The sequence below is a fragment of the Streptomyces sp. NPDC049585 genome (genome assembly GCF_040675615.1).
In the GTDB taxonomy this organism is placed as follows: Bacteria; Actinomycetota; Actinomycetes; order Streptomycetales; family Streptomycetaceae; genus Streptomyces; species Streptomyces luteosporeus.
In genome coordinates this window covers 22445-42770 of the sequence record NZ_JBFAPE010000029.1, presented here as the reverse complement: position 1 = coordinate 42770, position 20326 = coordinate 22445, and the positions used below count along the sequence as shown (strand labels likewise).

At 75.0% G+C, this 20326-nt stretch carries 8 protein-coding genes; 2 read left to right on the top strand and 6 right to left on the bottom strand.

Annotated features, from left to right (window positions below):
* The first annotated feature begins 179 nt into the window (after nucleotides 1–179).
* Nucleotides 180–1802: a metallophosphoesterase family protein gene (locus AB0K17_RS24750; protein WP_365984283.1), complete on the top strand. Its 1623-nt coding sequence runs from the start codon at nucleotides 180–182 to the stop codon at nucleotides 1800–1802.
* Nucleotides 1803–1833: 31 nt separating this feature from the next.
* Here the strand turns inward: AB0K17_RS24750 and AB0K17_RS24745 are convergent, their stop codons facing one another.
* Both AB0K17_RS24745 and AB0K17_RS24740 read right to left on the bottom strand, forming a co-directional pair.
* A complete protein-coding gene (locus AB0K17_RS24745) occupies nucleotides 1834–2367 on the bottom strand; it encodes a YrhB domain-containing protein (protein ID WP_365984282.1) in 534 nt (177 codons plus the stop codon).
* A gap of 99 nt (nucleotides 2368–2466) precedes the next feature.
* On the bottom strand, nucleotides 2467–3312 hold the full coding sequence (locus AB0K17_RS24740; RefSeq protein ID WP_365984281.1) for a hypothetical protein: 846 nt from the start codon (nucleotides 3310–3312) through the stop codon (nucleotides 2467–2469).
* A 138-nt stretch (nucleotides 3313–3450) separates the two neighbouring features.
* Between AB0K17_RS24740 and AB0K17_RS24735 the strand changes: the two genes are divergently transcribed.
* Entirely contained in the window at nucleotides 3451–5751 is a 2301-nt protein-coding gene (locus AB0K17_RS24735; protein ID WP_365984280.1) for an MMPL family transporter, read from the top strand.
* Nucleotides 5752–5821: 70 nt separating this feature from the next.
* Here the strand turns inward: AB0K17_RS24735 and AB0K17_RS24730 are convergent, their stop codons facing one another.
* The 4 genes from AB0K17_RS24730 to AB0K17_RS24715 form a co-directional block, all read right to left on the bottom strand.
* The gene (locus tag AB0K17_RS24730) at nucleotides 5822–11149 is read right to left on the bottom strand and encodes a beta-ketoacyl synthase N-terminal-like domain-containing protein (RefSeq protein ID WP_365984279.1); all 5328 of its coding nucleotides are present in this window, start codon (nucleotides 11147–11149) and stop codon (nucleotides 5822–5824) included.
* Between the two features lie 29 nt (nucleotides 11150–11178).
* Nucleotides 11179–17247, bottom strand: coding sequence for an SDR family oxidoreductase (locus AB0K17_RS24725; protein WP_365984278.1), 6069 nt, complete (start codon nucleotides 17245–17247; stop codon nucleotides 11179–11181).
* 80 nt (nucleotides 17248–17327) lie between these two features.
* Nucleotides 17328–18959, bottom strand: a complete 1632-nt coding sequence (locus AB0K17_RS24720) for a PfaD family polyunsaturated fatty acid/polyketide biosynthesis protein (protein ID WP_365984277.1) — start codon at nucleotides 18957–18959, stop codon at nucleotides 17328–17330.
* Between the two features lie 3 nt (nucleotides 18960–18962).
* Complete coding sequence (locus AB0K17_RS24715; RefSeq protein ID WP_365968097.1) at nucleotides 18963–20072, bottom strand: SDR family oxidoreductase; 1110 nt, start codon at nucleotides 20070–20072, stop codon at nucleotides 18963–18965.
* Between the last annotated feature and the right edge of the window lie 254 nt (nucleotides 20073–20326).

Sequence of the window (20326 nt, the reverse complement as noted above, 5' to 3'; positions counted from 1 at the left end):
AGTTGTCCCGCACGACCGTCACAAGGCTGCCCGGCCGTCGAGATGAAGACACCGCCCTCACCCTGACGGGTGAGACGGGGAGATGCAGGATCGGAACACCGGATCGTCATGGGCAGATCAAGCAGTGATCGTTTACAGTGCGCGGAAAACAGCAACCCCCCACAGGAACAGGGTGCTTCATGGCGATCACGCGCAGATCCGTACTCAAGGGCTCGACGGCCGCGGCCGCCGTCCCGCTCGTCGCCGGCTCCGCCGGGCAGGCCACGGCTTCGCCATTACCGGCATCGATGCCCGGGCCGCTGCTGCAGAGCCGGCCGCACCGGCTGGGCGCGCCCGGAGTGCTGGGCGTCCACCTGCAGTTCGGCACGGACCCGTCCTCGCAGATGACCGTCTCCTGGATCACCCCGCAGTCGGTCCGCCGCCCCCAGGTGCGCCTCGGTTCGCCCGAGGGCGGGCACGGCGGCCGGGTCGTCGACGCCGAGACACGCACCTACCGGGACGGGCTGTCGAAGGAGGAGGTGTACGTCCATCACGCCCGGATCACCGGCCTGCATCCCTCGACCACATACCTGTACGCGGCCGGACACGACGGCGCGACCCCGGAGACCGGTTCGTTCACCACGGCGCCGCGCGGCCGCGCCGCCTTCACCTTCACCAGCTTCGGCGACCAGGCGACGCCCAACCTGCGCCGGATCATCCACCTGCCGGACGGCGTCCCCTCACCCGTCAACCGCTACCCCCTGCACACCAGCAGCCAGGTCGGCTCGCCCGCCTCGGCGGACATCGTCGCCGCCGTCGAACGCGTCGCCCCGCTGTTCAACTTCGTCAACGGCGACCTGTGCTACGCCGCGATCGCCGGTGCGTGGGGGACGAGCCGGGTGGCGACCTGGGCGGACTGGTTCATCAACAACAGCCGCTCCACCCGGCTGCGCCCGTGGATGCCGTGCGCGGGAAACCACGAGAACGAAAAGGGCAACGGGCCCATCGGCGCGGCCGGATACCAGACCTACTTCGCCCTGCCCGCCTCGTCCGCCTCCTCCGACGAGGAAACACGGGGCATGTGGTACGCGTTCACCGTCGGCGCGGTCCGCTTCATCAGCCTCGCCAACGACGACGTGGCGCTCCAGGACGGCGGGGACACCTACATCAGCGGCTACTCCGGCGGCGCCCAGCACCGCTGGCTGGAACGCGAACTGAAGGCCGCGCGCGCGGACAAGGGCATCGACTGGATCGTGGTGTGCATGCACCAGCCGATGATCTCCAGCCACCGCAGCGCCGGCAGCGATGTGGGAGTGCGCCGGGCCTGGGGCCCGCTGTTCGACGCCTACGGCGTCGACCTGGTGGTCAGCGGGCACGAGCACCACTACGAGCGGTCCCACCCGGTGCGCGGCACCCTGCCCAACGAGGCACGTACCCCCGTTCCGGTCTCCACCCGCACCGATGTGATCGACACGGGCAAGGGCACCGTCCACATGGTCATCGGTGCCGGCGGCAACATCGCCACGAGCCAGGACGACCTCTTCGACACGCCGCAGGCCCGGGTCCTGGTCGGCCTCAAGGACGACAAGACCTCCTCCGGCCACCGCGAGCCGGTGTGGATCCCCGAGGAGGCACCCTGGGCGGCCGTCCAGGACCGCAGGTACAACCGCGGCTTCGCCGCATTCGACGTCGACCCCGGTGACCGCCGCGAGGGCCTGACACGCATGCGGGTCACGTACTACACCTTCGACGGCCCCCACGGCGACCTGACCCCCGTCGACACCTTCACCCTGCAGCGCCCGCGTTCGGACGCGCGCCGCTGAATCCCGGCCGGTGACCGTCCCCACCGGATCGCTACCGCACCGGGCCGGCCAGCGTCTCGATCGGGCCCGCCTCCCATGGACGGGGCGTGCGGGTGAGGCGCGCCAACTCCTCGGGCGGCTCGCTGCCGTCCCTGACGCCTGTCACGTAGGCCTTGGCCTCCCGCAGGTTCATCCGCGGGGCCTGCTTGCGCAGGTACTGCATGGCGGCGGCGGTCCCGGAGCAGTCCGCGAGGTGGCGGACGTCCGCGGCGAGGGGGTCGGGCACCCTGATGCCCTTGACCTGCCGAAGGTAGTCCGCCTCCCAGCCATCGGTCCAGTCGGTGCCGGGAACGAAGTGGATGCTCCCGTCCTCCCGGTCGACCAAGTAGGGGCCGCCGAGGAGGTTCCCGCGCATCTCGGGGTTGCGGGCACCCTCCGCCGAGGTCCAGTGGACGAGCCACCCGACCGACCGCTCCTCGACGGCGTGGACGGCAAGCTTCGGGATCAGCCTGGCCCATGGCCAGGTCGGCCGCTCCCGCTCCAGCAAGGACTCGACCAGCTCGATCGCTCGTTCCCGGGAAATCATGCGTCCCATTCTTCACTCAGGGTCAACCGGACTTCGGCGGGCACGGGACTGTGCGGCAACGACGGCGACGCCCGTCCTGCCCCAGGTCCGGTCACCTGGCTAAGAGGCCCCGATCGCCCAGAAGACGCCCACCTCGTTCCGGTTCACCGCGATCAGCCCGAGGTCGTCGAGCAGGTCGATGCCGTTGACGTACGCGCGGGTGAGGAAGCTGTGGGAGCCATGGCCCGGCAGCCCCGTGGCAAGGAAGTCGGGAGCCGGGCCGTAGGCGGCCGAGAGCGCATTGGTCCAGTAACGCGCCGTGGGGCCGTAGCGGTCGAGCAGGGTCCGGGCGTCCGCCAGTATGGCGTCGCGGTCGGGGCGGGACCGTACGGGCGCGGGTTCGTACTGCCACTCCTCGCTCATGACGGCAAGCGCGCAGACGGCCGCCTCCACCTCCAGGGGATACAGGCGGTGGAGGACCTCGGATGCGGCCGGCGGGTCGAAGGGGTAGGCCGCAACGGTGTGGCGCGCGGTGTTGGTGCGGTCCCCGTCCAGTCGTATCCAGCCCCGGGGATCGGCAACCGCCCGGTGCATGACGGCGAGCACGTCGTGCGCCCAGTCCTCGTGCCGGCGGGGGCCGGTGGCCACAAAGGTGTAAGGGTCGCCGAGCAGCCGGAGCGCTGCCGCGTTCCAGGGGCTGCGACGCCTGCGGAAGTCCTCCAGCAAAGTGCCCACCTGACGGCGGAAGTCCTCCTTCGGCTCCGGCGAAAGACCGCGGAGTCGGCCGAGGACCCAGGACAGAAGTGCCTCACCGCCCCTGTCGGGGCCCTGATCGGCGGGATCGGGAACCCCCCAGTCGGGGAGAGCACCCAGATCGTCACCGACGCCGTCCTGCAGCGAGTCCCAAAGAGCCTCCAGGTACGCATCGACCCGGTCGAGCGGTGACTCGGCGGCAGAGACATGCATGTCGATCACTCTAATGGAGCGATCCGATCGGCCAGTGGGCGATGAACCCAAGCGGACACGGGGCCGGTTTCCACTCGTTCGCGGGCTCAGCCGCGGCGGTGCGCGGGCCGAAGACGGGAGGAGGGACGCCGAACACCGATGCGGGGAGACCTGGACGAGATGTCCGCCGAGACGACACAGACGACACAGACGACCGAGGCGACGGGGACGACACCGCTCGCACCGGCCCCCGCCCCCGGGCAGGCCGGGCCGCAGCGGGCGCCGTTCGCCGTGCGGCACCGGTACGCGGTGGCGGTGCTGGCCGTCGTGGTGGCACTGCTGGCAGGGCTCGCCGGGCACGACATCGCACAACGCGTCTCGTCCGGCGGCATGGTGCCGCCGGGGGCCGAGTCGGTGCGGGCCGACGAGATCCTGGGCCGCGACTTCGGCGCGGACGCCCCGGACATCGTCCTGCTGGCCCGGGTGAAGGACACGAGGGCGACGGTGGACTCCGCGGCGGCCGGCGCGGCCGCACGGAGCGTGGCCGCGCGCCTGGGCGCCGATGCGGCGGTGAGCAGAGTGCGGTCGTACTGGGACGGGCGCACGCCGCAGCTGCGCTCCTCCGACGGGCGCGGCGCGCTGATCCTGGGCTGGCTGCGGGGCGACGAGCACGAGACGGGCCGTTCGGCGGCACGGGTCGTGCCGCGGGTGACCGGGCGGACCGGGCCACTGGAGGTGGCGGCGGGAGGAGACGCGGCGGTACGGGCGGAGGTGGCGCGGCAGGCGTCGCGGGACGCGCAGGTGAGCGAGCTGATCGCGCTGCCGGTGACCGCCATCCTGCTGCTGCTCGTCTTCGGTTCGCTGGTGGCCGCGTTGCTGCCGGTGGCCGTGGGCGTGTTCGCCGCGCTGGGCACGATGGCGGTGCTGCGGGTGCTCGCCGGCTTCGGCGAGGTGTCGGCGTACGCGCTGAACATCAGCACGGCACTGGCCTTCGGCCTGGCGATCGACTACTGCCTGTTCCTGGTGAGTCGATTCCGGGAGGAGCGGCGGGCAGGAGCCATGACCACGCCGGCGTTGCGCACCGCGCTGCGTACGGCGGGCCGGGCGGTGGCGTTCTCCGCCGGGACGGTGGCCTGCGGTATGGCGGCACTTCTGGTCTTCCCCCATCCCGTCCTGCGCTCGATCGCCTGCGGCGGAATGGCGGTGACCGCGATGGCCGCGGTCGGCAGCCTGGTGGTGCTGCCGGCGGTGCTGGCGCTGCTGGGCGACCGGCTGGAGAGGTTCGACGTCTTCGCGCGATGGCGGCCCGCGAAGCCCGGCGGCGCGGCTGCCGGGCTGGGGCGGTGGGGCAGGATCGCGAAGGCGGTGACGCGGCGACCGCTGCTGTGCGGCGTGCCGGTGGCGTGCCTGCTGGTGCTGCTGGCGGCACCCTTCACCCAGGCGCGGTTCGGGTTGTTCGACGACCGGGTGCTGCCGGCCGGTTCGGCCGCGGGGCGGGTCGGCACGGTGCTGCGCGAGGACTTCCCGCACAGCGGGCTGGGGGCGACCACGGTCGTCATGCCGCGGTTCGACGTGCGCGCCCGGGGCCGGGAGCTGGACGCCTACGCCCGCCGGGTCTCCCTGGAGCCGGGGACGGCGCTCGTGGAGACGGCGACCGGCACGTACCGGTACGGGCGGCGGGTGGCGGCGCCGGGGACGGCCTCCGCCCGGTTCCGTTCGGCGCGTGGGGTGTTCCTGACGGCCGTTGCCCACGGCGAGCCGGGCGGGCCGCAGAACGCGGAGCGGGTCCGGCGGATCAGGGCGCTGCCGGCGCCGGCCCGGGCGTGGGTGGGCGGCATGGGCGCGAGGGTGACCGATGTCCGGCGGCCGATCGCCGCGCGCCTGCCGCTGGCCCTGGCGCTGGCGGCCTCGGCGATGTTCGTGCTGGTGCTGGCTCTGACCAGGCGTCCGGTGCTGGCGGTCAAGGCGCTGGTGCTCAATGCGCTGAGCCTGTGCGCGACCTTCGGTGCACTGGTGTTCGTGTTCCAGGAGGGACATCTGCGCGGGCTGGTCGGCGATTTCACGGTCACCGGGACGACGGACGTGCTGCTGCCGATCGTGGTCTTCTGCATCGCGTTCGGGCTGTCCATGGACTACGAGTGCATTCTGCTCGCGCGCATCGTGGAGGAGCGGCGTCGGGGAGCGGGCACGACGCTGGCGGTGGCGCGCGGGGTGGACCGGACGGCGAGCCTGTTCACCTGGTCGGCGGTGATCCTGGCGGTGGTGATGGCGGCGCTGGCCGCCTCGGGGCTGGTCTTCCTCAAGGCGGTGGGTGTCGGCCTGGCGCTGGCCGCGCTGCTGGACGCGACGGCGGTGCGGGGCCTGCTGGTGCCCGCCGTGATGCGGCTGGCCGGGCGCGCGAACTGGTGGGCGCCGGCCTGGCTGCGGTCCGGTCCGGACGACCGCGCACGCGGCCATTGAAACGTTCCGGTCCACCGGCACGCCGGCTCGCGGACGGCGCCGATGACGTCCTGCCTTCGAGCCGAAACTGTCAGCGTGCGACGGAGACGACGCGGACCCGGTCGTCCTCCTGGGTGACCTCGACCGCGTAACGCCTCCCCGGGTCCTCGTCGGCGTGCGCGCTGCGCAGGTCCGGCGCGACGGTCACCGCGCAGGGGTGGACGCGGGCGAGGCGGGCGACGTGGTCCTTGACCGCGAGCACCGCCAGACGGCCGGCGAGCGCATCGCGCGGGGGCAGGCCGTAAAGGGAGAGGACCGTGCCGGGCAGCCAGTCGTAGCCCTGGGCCTCGGCCAGGGTGAGGGTGGTGACGCCCTCCTCGGTACGGGAGATGCCGGCGCCCGCAACGTAACGGCGGTCCCGGTTGAAGGCGTTGCGCACCGAGAACGGTACCTCTCCCCAGGCTCCGGCGGGCAGCAGGACGGACACCAGGGTGAAGGCGGCCGCCACCCGGTCACCCGCGCAGAGCTGGAAGTCGACGACGGGGAAGACGGGGGCGTCCGTGTCGAACCCGCGGAACCGGGCCTCGCAGCGGACCGGGCCCGAGTCGGGCAGGGGCTCGTACACGTCGAGCGTCTCCAGCCGCCACGGGTAGGCGACGCAGTTCCGGGAGACGTCGGGCGACCAGCGCCACAGCTGCCCGAACGGGACGGTGTGGCAGGCCCCGTCGAGCAGCCCCTGGTGCAACAGACCGCGCGGGACGCCGGGGTGTCCCGCGTCGAGGACGGCGGTGGAGCCGCCGCTGCCGACGCGCAGGGAGGTGACGAAGTGGAAGGCCGGGCCGTGGAACATGACCTCCGTCTCGTACGGCAGGGGCTCGGGGAGGGCGTCGGTGAGCGGCGGGAAGGGGCGGGGGCGCCCGGGCCGGGCGGCGGGCGGCAGGAGGGCGCCGGTGGCGGCGGTCTCCCAGGCGGGCCCATCCGCGGTGTCCTTGTGGCGCAGGAGGGTGAGGTCGGCGCCTCCGTCGGCGGTGGGGCGCACCTCTGCGGCCAGGTGCAGGGGCTCGTCGACGGTGAGCCACTGGCGGATGTGAACACCTCGCAGGCAGAGCCGGGAGGGCTCGGTGCCGGTGGCCTCGCAGGCGGCCGCCGCGAGCCGGTCGGCGACCGACATCATGGGGAGGGTGGGCAGGGTGAACGTCGGGCAGTGGTCGTGCACCCAGGTGTCGGTCGCCGGGTCGACGGTCTCCGGGGGAAGCCGCCGCACCGGCCTTTCCCCCGCCGCGTCCTGCTGTTCGCCCGTGCCGGCCGCGGGCGGGGCATCGGGGACCAGGCGCAGGGACATGCCCCGGTTGACGAAGGCGGGGACGCCGTCCACGCAGACCAGCACGTCGGCGTAGAGGGCCGGTTCGGGGCCGCGCCGCAGGCCGCTGACGTGGACCTCGTAGGCGATCCGCCGGTTGGCGGGCGTGGCCTGGCGGCGGCAGACCGTGGTGGTGGTGCGGCCGGGCACGGGCTCGAAGCGTGCGCCGTCGTGGCCGAGCGTCAGCCCCAGGGCCGCCATGTGGAAGGCCATGGCCTGGAGGGCCCCGTGCATCATGAGGCTGCCGGGCACGCACGGATCGTTCTTGAAGTGGGCGGCGAAGTACCAGGCGTCCGGCCGGATGTCCGCCTCCGCCTTGAGACGGCCGCGGCCCCAGGCGCCTGCGGCCGGGTCGAACTCCGTGATCCGGTCGATCATCAGCAGCCGCCCGCCGTCCAAACGCGGCGTGCGGGTATGGGTGCGGGCGCGGTCCCAGCCGGGGCCGAAGCAGTCGTGGGGGCGGCCGTCGGCGAACGCGCGGACGGCCTCGGGCGTGAAACCGCGCGGCGCCGGGCCGTCCATAGGGGGCGGGTCGAAGGGGAGGTCCGGGGGCGGGGCCGGGGCGGGATCCCAGCGGGCGCCGTCCGCGGCGGCGAGCTGCTCGTCGGTGAAGAGCCCGGCCTGGGCGTTGCGGACGCTCAGCAGGAGCGTGTCGCCCACGAAGCAGTCGGCTTCGAAGAAGGTGAGGTGCACGCCGTCGTATGCGGCGTGCCGGTCGACGCGGATCTCGTGACGCAGGGTCCGTCCCGCCGCCGGCGGGCTGCCGTGGAAGGTGACCTCACAGCCCAGCGCCCGGTAGACACGGTCGCCGTGGTGGAGGAAATCGATGCCGAGCCAGCTCAGCAGGACCTGGTTGGCCTGGCCCGCCTCGACGAGCAGCGCGGCGGGGATGCGGCCGCCGGCATCGAGGTACCACTCGCCGGCGCGCAGGTCCGTCTCGCTGCGGATGACGCCTGTGCCGAGGGTGGCGGGCGGCGCGTCGATGCCGAGCACGCGGTCGATCAGGAGCAGGGGCGGGGCCGGGAGACGGTTGCGGCGCCGGTGGCCGTCGAGGGCCCGGAAGCGGGGGCCGAAGACCTCGGAGACGGTGCCGAGCGCCAGTCGTTCGAGCTGCGAGCGGTCGAGAACGGGCCCCGGACGGCCGCCGGGGCCGACGGGCGCCGCGGGCGGAGCGGGGAGCGACGGCGGGACGGGCAGGGACGGCAGGGTGGCCGTGGCGGCGGGCCCGAAGGCGCGCGCGGTCAGTACGGCGTTGCTGCGGCGCCGGCTCTCCAGGAACCGCAGATGTGCTTCCGAGCAGGCCGCGAGATGGGCCTGGTGGGCGGCGACGACGCGGGAGCGGTGCCGGACGGCGGCGGCCGTCCGCGGATCGTCCGCGCCGACGGGTGCCGCACCAGGCAGCAGCGGTGCGGCGGCGGGCCGCGGCTCCTCCAGCACCGGAGGCAGGCACGGGGCGGGGGGCATGGTGGCGGGAGGCGGTTCGGGCAGGGGCAGGAGCAACGGGCTCGGGTGGGCGGGGCCCTCGACGCGCGGGCCGCCACCGGCGGCCTCGCCCGCCCGGTACGCCTCGTGCGCGGGCCGTCGGCGCAGGGCGTCCGGCGCGGCGTGCAGCCGGATCCGTTCGGCGGGCCCTTCCAGGACGGGGACGACGACCTCGGCGGTCCGGGCACCGGGCGCGGGGCCGGCCGGTGCGCCGGGGCAGGGGCGTACGCCGTGGTGCAGTGCGGTGACGGCGGTGGCGACGGCGAGCAGCCCCGCGGCGGCGTGCGGGTGCCCGAAGAGCACGCTGTTGTCCACCACGTCATCCATCGGATGGTCCGCCATGGCGCCGTCCGCGGTTGCCCCCGCGGCCGCGTCGTCGGCGGTGTGGGAGGCGACGACGAGGTCCGCGGGCGCGGCGTGCGCCGCGCTCCCGTCGTCGTCCAGCAGGGCCAGGACGATCTCGCCGTCCCGCTCGGCGTCGGCGAGGCGTTTGAGGACCAGGACCACGGCCGCGTCCCCCGCGGCGCGGGGCCGACCGAGCGCGTCGAGGGCGGCGGTGTGCACATCGTCGTGGGAAAGATCGACGGCTCCCACGAGCGCGGCGTCGGCCTCCCCGGCCCGCAGGGCCCGGGCGGCGATCCGCAGGGCGGCGGTGCCGGACGCCTCCTCGCAGGAGACGGAGAAGCTCGGGCCGGCCAGGTCGAGCTGGCTGTTGATGCGGTTGGCGACGATGTTCGGGAAGGCGCCCAGGGCCATCGCGGGAACGGGCGGGTCACCGACGGCGTCCTGCAGCGTGCCCGCGGGCCCCGGTGGCAGGGGCAGCCCGGCCCGGGCCCACTGCACCCCGATGCGGCGGCGCCAGGCGAAGCGGGTGACGAAGGGTTCGGCGCCCATGCCGACGAGGACGCAGGTGCGTTCGCGGGGCAGGGTCCGGCCGCGGACGGCTTCGCGCGCCGCATCGAAGACGAGCATCTGCTGCGGGGCGGCCTTCTCGACGTCGACGGGCGGGAAGCGCAGCCCCTCCAGACCCGTGGAGATGCTCTTCCTGGGTTCGCGGTCGGGCTGCCCGCCGAGGACGGCGGCGGTGAACTCGCCGGTGCCGCCGTCGCGTCCGGCGCGGACGGCGAGGGCGACGACCGCCAGGGGCTGCCGTGCCGGGGGCTCCCGCGGCGGGGGAGGCGGCGGCGGGGCGCAGGCGGTGCCGTCGGGCCATTCCTCCACGACGACGTGGGCGTTGGTGCCCCCGAAACCGAAGGCGCTGACGGCCGCGCGGCGCGGTCCGGTCCCCCGCTCCCACTCCTCCGGTTCGGTGAGCAGCCGCAGGGGCTGCCCGCGCAGGTCGGCCGTGGGCTCGTCGGCGTCCAGGGTCGGCGGGCGGACGCCGTGGCGCAGGGCGTCGACGGCCTTGAGCAGCCCGGCGGCGCCGGCGGGAGCGAGCAGATGGCCGAGATTGGACTTGACCGACCCGATGGGCAGGCCGGGGTGGCCGGCGAAGACCCGTGCGCTGGAGGCGATTTCGGCGGCATCGCCCACGGGCGTGCCGGTGGCATGGCACTCGAGCAGACCGACGGTCGCGGGGGCGATGCCCGCCCGGGCGTAGGCGAGCCGCATGGCGCGCTCCTGCCCGGCGGGGTCGGGAGTCAGGAAGCCCGTGCCGCGCCCGTCGTTGCCCAGGCCGACGCCGCGGATCACGGCGAGGACGGGCCGGCCGGCGGCGAGGGCGTCGGTGAGCCGCATCAGGGCCACGATCGCGGCACCCTCGGCGGGGACGAGCCCGTCGGCGTCGCGGTGGAACGGGCGGCTGCGCCCGGTGGGACTCAGGGCGTGGACCGCGGCGAAACCGCTGTGGACGAGCAGGCTGTCGGCGCCGTTGACGGCTCCGGCGAGCATGAGATCGGCCGCGCGGTCGTGGAGCCGGTCGCAGGCGAGTTTGACGGCGTACAGGGCGGAGGCGCAGGCGGCGTCGAGGGTGAAGGCGCCGGAGTCGAGGTTCAGGGCGCGAGCGGCGAGAAGGGCGGGCAGGCCGGTGCAGAAGCGGTTGACGGCGTCGGGCGGCAACGGGGCCTGCCGCAGCAGGGCGTCACGGACGGCCGGGTGCTGGACGCCGGTCCAGACGTGCTCGGCATAGCGCATGGCCGCGTCGGTGGGAAAGGCGAGCGTACCGAGGACGAGACCGGTACGGCGGGGGGCGAGGTCGAGATGGCCGGCCTCGCGGAGGGCCTCGCGGCCGGCGTGCAGCACCCAGTGCAGGAGCGGGTCGAAGGCGGTGACGTCGGCGGGGTCGAGGGCGAACCCGGCGGGGTCGAAGACGTCGGCGAAGCCGCGCACGAATCCGCCGGTGTCGGTGGGCAGGCGGTCGCTGCCGTCGGGGTTGCCGGCGGCGTCGGAGCCGGCGGGCAGCCGCCAGTGGCCCGCCGGCACCGGGCCCAGGGCGCTGCGGCCGGCCGCGACGTTCTCCCAGAACGTGCCGGGGGTCAGGGCGCCGGGCAGGACGCAGCCGCGGCCGACGACCGCGATCGGTTCGAACGGCCGGTCTGCCGTGCCTGTCGTGCGGGGCGTGCTTGCCGTGCTGGTCATGAGCGGGTGCACCTGTGTCCGGTCGGCGGTCAGTCGGGGCGGCGGACGAACTCGATGTCGCGCAGGTCGGCGAAGGGACTGCCGTCCTCGTCAGCCAGGTGCACGTGGCACTGGGCGTGGTCGCCCTCGGCCCACACGGGATGGACGGCGCAGTGGAGCGGTCCCCGGGCGGGGCCGCGGTGATGGGGGTGGAAGGCGCCGACGGCCATGGGCAGGGTGGCGCAGCCGAGCGCGCGGGTGGCCCACAGGCCGGCGAGTTGCAGGGCGCCGTCCACGGCGGCGGGGTCGGTGTGCCAGGGTGCGTCGGGCCAGCCGAGGGCAGCCAGGCCGCGCAGCGTTCCGCGGGCCCCCTCGGGGGTGAGGACGTCGAGGGCGGTGAGGGAGCGCATCAGCGGGCCGTGGAAGAGCAGACTCCCGTCGTAGATCGCGTCGTCGATCTCCTCGCCGCGCCGGACGGTTGCGTCGGCCGGCAGGCCAAGCTCCTCGTGGGCGCCGGGCGGGGTGTCGGGGGTGATGAGGGCGCCGTAGTGCAGCCGGTCCGCGGCACCGCGCAGTTCCGCGGCGACCGTATGGGGGGTGGCCGGGTCGATGCGCCCGGTCAGGGTGAAGAGGTCGCCGTCGTCCTCCAGCCGGGCGAGGGTGGCGGGGTGCAGGACGCGGACGTCGCGCAGGGCGGTCGCGGTGCCGGGGAGCCAGTCGCGGGCGGCGGCGGTGAGCCATTCGAGGGCCTGGGCCATGGGCAGGACGGGGGTGCCGCCGATGGCGTGGTGGGCGAGGTACGGGTGGCTGCTCGCGCAGGCCCGGACCCGGGCGGGCCGCAGGGCCGGGAGCGCGGCGGGCGCCTGGTGCGCGTCCTGCTCGGGGGCGGCCGCGGTGAGGACCACACGGGTGTCGCGGCCGGGCGTGGTCAGTTCGCGGACGAAGGCCCGGGCGCCGGCCTGCGGCGACAGCAGCGGGACGCCGGCCGCCGCGAAGTGCGCGGCGAGGGACGGGGTGACCATGCCGCCGTCCCAGGGGCCCCAGGCGAGGGAGCGGACGAGGCAGCCGGGGCGTTCGGCGGCCTCGGCGGCGGCCACCTGGTCGAGGACCTCGTTGGCCATGGCGTAGTCGGCCTGGCCGGCGTTGCCGTGGCAGGCGGCCACGGAGGAGAAGAGACACAGGGTGCGCAGCGGGTCGCCGGCGGTGGCGTCCAGCAGGGCACGCAGACCGTCGGTCTTGGTGCCGAAGACGAGGTCGAACTGTTCGTCGGTCTTCTCGGCGAGGTACCGGTCGGCGAGGACACCCGCGCCGTGGACGACGCCGGTGACCGGGCCCCAGTCGGCGCGGACCGTGGCGAGGACGGCCCGCAGGGCCTCGGGATCGCGGGCGTCGGCGCAGAAATGGCGGACCGGGGAGCCGGCCTCCTCGAGGGCGGCGACGGTCGCCTTGATCTCGCGGACGGCGAGGATGTGCCGGGCCCGGTCGGTCAGGACGGCCGGGGCCAGGTCCGCGCCGGGGCCGGCGGCGAGGGCGCGCACCAGCTCCGCCTCGTCGGCGGTGGGCGGCAGACCGGGCGGCTCCTCCTCCATTGCGGTGCGGCCGATCACCACGATGCGGGGCCGGTGGGCGCGGGCGAGCTCGATCAGGGCGGCGGCGGTCACGCCGCGGGCGCCGCCGGTGGCCACGATGACGTCGTCGGGGCCCAGGAGGGCCGGCGCCAAGGCGGCATGGTCCGCGGCCGCGGTGCCGGCGCCGTCCTCGCCGTGAGGGGCCGGGACGGCGACCGGGGTGACCCGGCTGCCGTCGGCGCGCAGGCCCGCGTCCAGCAGGGGGCCGCCGGTGAGGAGTTCGGCCACGATGGCGTCGGCGGTCTCCTCCGGGCTCCGGCCCGTCCGCTCGCAGTCGATCGCCTTGACGGCGGCGGCCGGGCATTCCCGGGCCACGGTGCGGGCGAGGGCCGCGAGGCCCCCGGACCAGGCGCGCAGGCCGTGCCCGCCGCTCAGGCCGAAGTCGCCGCCGGTGTCCTGGACGGTGACGAGGACGCCGCCGCGCTCGGCGAGGCGCGGCGCCATCAGCCGGGCGGCGCGGAAGGCGGCGCGCTGGCTCTGGAGCATCTCCTCCACGCCGGCGCCCTGCCGCAGTCCGCCGAGCAGCAGGACGCCGTGCGCCTCGTCGGGGATCTCCTCGGCGGTGGCCACGCTCTCGGCGGTGACGCCCTCGCACGCGAGCCGCTCGGCGACGAGCTTGCCGAGCCCGGAACCACCGTCGACGACGGTCAGGAGACCGTCGGTCAGGCCCGCCATGGCCAGGCCCGTGGGGGGCGCGGCCACGGCGCGTACGGCGTGGCGGGCGGTGCGGGCGCAGGGCACGGGGACCGGACGGCCGGGTGCGGCGGACGGCAGCACGGGCTCCTCGGCGACGGGCGCAGCGGCGTCGGGTACCGGCGCGTTGCTGCTCCCGTCGCTGCTCGTGCCGTCAGCCGAGCCGTCAGGCGCGTCGGTGCTCGCGTTGCTGCTCGCGTCGGTGGTCGCGGAGGGGGCCGGTGACGGGGCGGGCGGGGCGCCGTCCGCTCCACCCACGGCTTCCGCGAGCTTGTCGGCGATCTGGCGGAGGGTGCGCAGGGTGGCCAGTTCGGCCGGGTCGCCCTGGGGCAGGGCGCCCAGCCGCCGGCGCAGCGAGGAGAGGATCTCCACCTTCTTGATGGAGTCGATGCCGAGGTCGGCTTCGAGTTTCATGTCGAGGTTGAGCATCTCCACGGGATAGCCGGTGCGTTCGGCCACGACGGACAGCAGCACCGTCCCGACGTCCTCCGCCGGTGCGGCGGGTTGCGGCGTCTGCGCCGGTGGCGGCGCGGCGGGTGCCGCGGGTGCCGCGATCTCGACGGCGGCCGTCGGCGCGGGAGCGACGGTCGAGGACGGCTCCGCAAGCGGCGACGGCGGTGCACAGGGCAGTGCCACGGTGTCGGGGAGGGCATGGTCGGAGTCGACCGGTGTGCCGAGCAGGGCGGCGAAGGAGCTCTCGGCGACCTTCAGGAAGGCCAGGTGGCTCTCCGTCATCATGCGCTGGTAGGCCGCGTGGGCCTCGGCGGTCTGCCGCTGGGCGTCCTCGACGAGCCGCGCCCAGGGCTCGGGCGCGGCGGGCGCAGGGGGAGGGGCCGCCGCGACAGCCGTGGGCGGGAGGGCCGTAACCGGCAGGGGGGCCGGCGCGTTCGCGGTGTCCAGGTGTACGGGGACCGGGTTCTGCCGGGGCGGGTGGGCTCTGCCGTGGTTTCCGCCGTCGATCTTCACCGTCATCGTGGGTCGTCGCTCCTGCTCGGGTTCCGCGGGCGGGGAGTAGTGCCTCCAGTAGGGGGCGAAGTCCAGGGGGATGCCGTGGACGGCGAGCCGGGCCAGGCCGTCCTGGAGGGCCGTCACACCGTGCCGGTCCCGGTGGTCGAAGGAGACGGCCAGGTGCGGGCGGTCGCCGAGGATCCGCCCGACCAGGGCCGTGAGCACGCTTCCGGCGCCGACCTCGGCGAAGACGCGTACCCCGGCCGCGTACATGGCCTCGATCTGCTCGGCGAACCGGACGGGGCTCGCGAGGTGCCCGGCGAGGCGGTCGCGGATGCGGGCGGGATCGGCCGGGTGGGGGGCGGCGTCGGTGTTGGACCACGCCTCCAGTACGGGGGCGCCGACGGGCTCGCCGGCGAGCGTCTTCGCGAAGGGCTCGGAGGCGGCGGCGACGAGGGGGCTGTGGAAGGCGGCGGCCGCCGGCAGCGCGGTGGTGTCGATCGAGGCGGCGGCGAAGCGGGCGGCGGCGGCCGCGAGGCCCTCGGCGGTGCCGGACAGCACGGTCTGCCGGGGGGCGTTGTGGTTGGCGATCCACACGTCGGCGAGGCCGGCCGCCTCCAGGACGGCGGCACTCTCCTGCGGCGAGGCGGCGACGGCGAGCATGCCGCCGGGGGTGCCGGCCGCCGCGTCGTGCATGAGCTCGCCGCGGCGGCGTGCCAGGCGCATCAAGGCGGCCGCGTCGTAGGCGCCGGCCGCGTGCAGGGCGGTGAGTTCGCCCAGGCTGTGGCCGGCCGTGCAGTCGGGGCGCAGCCCGAGTTCGCCGAGGACGGCGAGCAGGGCCAGGCTGTGGGCGGCGAGGGCGGGCTGGGCCCAGCGGGTGGCGGTGAGCAGCGCCTGCTGCGCGGCGAGGGTTGCGTCCTCGGTGGCGGGCGGCGGAAAGACGACCCGGTGCAGGGGTGGTTCGCCGGCCTCCTGCAGCTCGTCGGGGCCCGCTGCGGCATCCCAGGCGGCGTGCGCGGCGGGTTCGTGGACGGCGAGGTCGGCGCCCATGCCGACGTACTGGGAGCCCTGGCCGGGGAAGAGGAAGGCCAGCCGTCCGGGTTCGCGTCGGCCGGAGGCGTAGTGGAGGGTGCCGGGTTCGCTCCAGGAGTCACCGGCGTCCTCGCCGCTGCCGATGCGTTCGGCCGCGCGGGCGAGGCGGTCGGCGAGGCCGGCGGCGTCCTCGGCGATGACGGCCAGCCGCAAGGGGTCCTCGGCGCGGAACGCCTCCTGGGTGCGGCGGGCGAGGTCGGCCAGGCGGAAGGTGCCGTCGGCACGCCCGGCCTCGGCCTCGGCGCGCAGGGTCTCGACGCGCTCGTGCAGATGCCCGGGGGTCTCGCCGCAGAGCAGGACGAGTTCGGTGGGCGCCGTGCGGGCCCGGGGCGGTGCGGCCGTGCCGGGCGGCGGGATGTGTTCTTCGAGGGTGACGTGGAAGTTGCTGCCGCCGAAGCCGAAGCTGGAGACGGCGGCACGGCGGGGGTGGCCGGCGGGGCGGATCCAGGGGCGCGCCTCGCTGTTGAGGTAGAAGGGGCTGGTGTCGATGCCGAGGTCGGGGTGGGGCCGGCCGGCCTTGAGGGTGGGCGGCAGCACCTTGTGGTGCAGGGCGAGGACGGCCTTGAGCAGGCCGACCGCGCCGGCGGCGCACTTGGTGTGCCCGATCTGGGACTTGACGGATCCGAGGGCGCACCACTGCAGGGCGTCGGGCCGGTCGTCGTGGTAGATCTCGCGCAGGGCGGTGAACTCGGCGCTGTCGCCCGCGCGGGTGCCGGTGCCGTGGGCCTCGACGAGTTCGACGGTGGCGGGCCCGTAGCCGGCTTCCGCGTAGGCACGGCGCAGGGCGCGGGCCTGGCCCTCGGGCACCGGGGCGTAGATGGCGGTGCCGCGGCCGTCGGAGGAGCTGCCCATGCCGCGGATGACGGCGTAGATGCGGTCGCCGTCGCGCAGGGCGTCGTCGAGGCGTCTGAGGGCGAACATGGCCAGGGCCTCGCCGAGCATGGTGCCGTCCGCGTCGGCGGAGAAGGGGCGGCAGTCGCCGGTCGGGGAGAGCGCGGGGGTGGTGGTGAAGCAGCGGAAGGTGCCGATGTCGTTCGAGGTGTCCACCCCTCCGGTGATCACCAGGTCGGAGCGGCCGAGGGTCAGGTCGTCGAGGGCGGTGGAGAGGGCGGCGAGGGAGCTGGCGCAGGCGGCGTCGGTGGTGTGGTTGGTGCCGTGCAGGTCGAAGCGGTTGGCGATGCGCCCGGCGACGATGTTGCCGAGGCCGCCGGGGAAGGTGTCCTCGTCGGGTTCGGGGTAGTGGGCGGCGATGCGGTCGCACAGGACCTGGGCGCTCTCCTCGGTGATGCCGGCCTCGCGCAGGGCCTTGAGCCAGACGGGCCGCTGGTTGCGATGGCCGCTCAGGGTGAGCAGTTCCAGGCTGCCGGTGCCCAGGACGACGGAGGTGCGGTCCCGGTCGAGGCTCTCCGGGTCGCGGCCGGCGGTGGCGTCGCGCAGGACCTGCCCGGCGACAACGAGGGCGAGCAGCTGGGCGGTGTCGGTGGAGGCGAGGGCCGAGGGCGGGATGCCGTGGGCGAGCGGGTCGAAGTCGACCTCGGGCAGGAAGGCGCCGCGGTCGACGTAGATCTTGTCGGGGGTGCCGGGGACCGGGTCGTAGTAGTCCTCCACGAGCCAGCGGGACGCCGGGACGCCGGTCATCAGGTCGCGGCGGCCGAGGATGAGCCGCCAGCTCTGTTCGACGTCGCGGGCGTCGGGGAGCAGGGCGCCGAGGCCGACGACGGCGACGGGGACCCGGCCGGGGATGCGGGTGGCGTTCATGCTCGGGCTCCGTAACGTGCTGGCGGCCGGTGGCCGGGCCGGATGGGGCTGTCGGGGGCTCCCGGTGCTGCCGGGGGCCGTCAGGTGAGGGGGCGAGGGGGGTAGGCGAAGGCGGCGTCGGGGACGGGGACGCCGTAGCTGCGCAGCTGGTGGGCGCGGGTGAGGACGGCGGCGCCCTCCAGGAGGTTGCGGGCGATCTGGACGACGGTGCGGCGGGCGGGGTCGGCGAGGAAGCCGTGGGCGGTCCAGCGGTTGAAGGCGCCCATGGCGGGGCCGCACCAGATCTGGTAGTCGGCGCGGCGCTCGGTGCGGCCCTCGATGGCCCAGCGGCTGGACTTGCCGAGGTACCAGCGGAAGACGAGGGCCATGCGGTGGTGGGGGTCGCTCTCGGCGCGGGCGGCCTGGGCGGGGTCGCGCTGCTGCCAGAAGCGGCGGGTCTCCTCCCACACGGTGGCGAACGGCGCGCGCAGGATGTCCTGTTCGACGGTGGCGCGGCGCTGCGCGGGCACGTCCTCCCAGGAGGTGTGGTCGCGGTAGAGCTCGTAGAGCTGGGCGGCGCGGGAGGCGAAGAGCGTGCCGCGCCGCAGGACCTGGAGTCTGACGCCGAGTTCGAACATGTCCGCGGCGGGGGCCATGGCGACGTCGGTGACGTCGGCCTGGGCGAGCATGGCCTTGGCGTCGTCGGAGAGGCCGGATTCGACGGCGGACTGGTTGACGGAGCCGGTGACGACGTAGGCGGCTCCGAGGGCGAAGGCGGCGGCGACGGCGGCGGGGGTGCCGAGTCCGCCCGCGGCGCCGATGCGCACGGGGCGGTCGTAGCCGTGGGCGCGGGCGAGTCTCTCGCGCAGGGCGAGCACGGCGGGCAGCAGGGCGGTCAGCGGCCGGTTGTCGGTGTGGCCGCCGCTGTCGGCCTCGACGGTGACGTCCTCGGCGACGGGGACGCGCGCGGCGAGCTCGGCCTCGGCGGCGGTGAGCCGGCCCTCGGCGACGAGGGGCTGGAGCAGTTCGCCGGGGGCGGGCGAGAGGAAGGCCTCGGCGGTCTCGGGACGGGAGACCTTGGCGAGGATCCGGGTGCGGCGCACGACGCGGCCGTGGGCGTCGCGGTGCAGCCCGGCGGCGGCCACGCGGACGACGGCGGGGGTGAGCGTCATGAAGGCGGACGCGGAGACGGCGGGGACCCGGTGGTGGACGAGGAGGTCGGCGACGCGGTTCTCCAGGGCGGGCTCGGCGGGCGAGTGGATGAGGTTGACACCCCAGTTGGGGCGCTCGCCCAGCCGGGCGGCGAGGTCCCGGACGGCGGCCTCGACGCGTTCGGGGCCGAGGCCGGCGGCGCCGAAGAAGCCGAGCATGCCGGCGTCGGCCAGGGCGGCGACCATGTGGGTGGTGGCGATGCCGTTGGCCATTTCCCCCGCGATGTAGGGGAAGCGGGTGCCGTGTCTCTCGTTGAACGAGCGGTCGCCGAGCCATTCGGGGTAGAGCGGCGGCAGGGTGCCCAGGAGGGGCAGGCCCTCGCCGGTGCCGTCCGGCTCGGGCGAGCCGTCGACGGCCACGCCCACACCGCCTGCGGGAACGGCGAGCAGCCGGGCCGGTTCCCGGATCCGGGACACGAGCGGCAGCACGCCGGCCGCGCTGCAGGCGGGCGGGTGGGGACCGGGGTACCAGCGGGCGCCGGCCGGTGCGGACGGGGGCGTCTCGTCGAGCAGTTGGGTCATCGCTCACGTCCTGGGGTCGGTGGTGGGGATCGTCCCGGCCAGCAGGTAGGCGAGGCCGACGTCGGGGGGCGGTGGCAGGCCGCCTAGCAGGCGGCGGGCGGTGGAGTCGTCGAACCGGCGCCGGTGGCCGAGGTAGGGGGTGAAGCCGGGGTAGAAGTCGGCGAGCTGTTCCAGCTCGGTGGGGTCGGGCACGCCGTCGGGGCGCAGGTCCAGGCGCACGGGCAGGAAGCGCTCGAAGAGCCGGGCGAGGACGGTCATCGGGGTGTCGCGGGGGTGGACGACGTGAAAGGTGGCCAGGGAGTTTCCGTGGAAGCGATCGGCGATCAGCGCCATGGCCTCGGCGGCCCAGTCCACGGGCAGCAGATTGAGGTGGCCGTCGGCCCGGCCGGGCACGCGGACGACGGGCACGGGCGCGCCGGGCGGGGGCGCCAGTCCCGCGCGGTCGACGGCCTCCAGGCCGGAGCGGGCGATCTCGGCGATGAACTGCAGGGGGTGCGGGGGCACCGCGGGGTGCGGGGCGAGGTCGCTGACCAGGATGCTGGGGCGCAGGATCACGGCGGGACGGCGGTGCCGCCGGCACCAGTCGTGCACCAGCAGTTCGCCCTCGTACTTGGACCGTTCGTAGTGGTTCTCGAAGCCGTGCCCGTCGCTCAGGTCGCCTTCGCCGGCAACGCCGTCGTGGCGGCCGCCGGCGACGAAGGCGGTGCTGACGTGGTGCAGCCGGGGACAACGGCGACCGGCGGCGGTGAACTCCAGGACGCGCCGGGTGCCGTGCACGTTGACGGTGCGCAGGCTGGCGAGGTCGGCGTTGAGGCGGATGTCACCGGCGCTGTGCCATACGGCATCCACACGGTCGGCGAGCTCCTGGAACCGGCGCGGCGTCATGCCCAGGCGCGTCAGGCACACGTCGGCTTCGGCGATCCGTACGCGGTGGCGCAGCGCCTGCAGAAGGGAGCCGGGCGCCTTCAGATGGGTGAGGGTCTCCTCCAGCCGTTCGCGCGTGTCGCGCGGGCGGGGCCTGGCGAGCACGGTGACCTCTGCGCCGCGGCGCAGGAATTGCACCAGCAGCCGACTCCCGAGAAACCCGGTGGCACCGGTCAGCGCGATATGCACGGCCCAGTTCTCCCGACATTGGAGACGATGACACAGCAGAAAGGATGATGAACGCTATTTATCCTGAAATATGCATTTTGTGTACCCGTCAGAACATACACGGCAAGGAGCCGGACGGCGGCCATGCGAGGCACGGCGTGCCGCTCCCACCCAAAGGAAACCGCCCCCTGGTGCGTCCCCCACCTCGGCGAACGGCACCCCCAGCGGTCCGCCGTACGGGGGAGGGGCCCGGTCCTGGGGCATGACGCACGGCC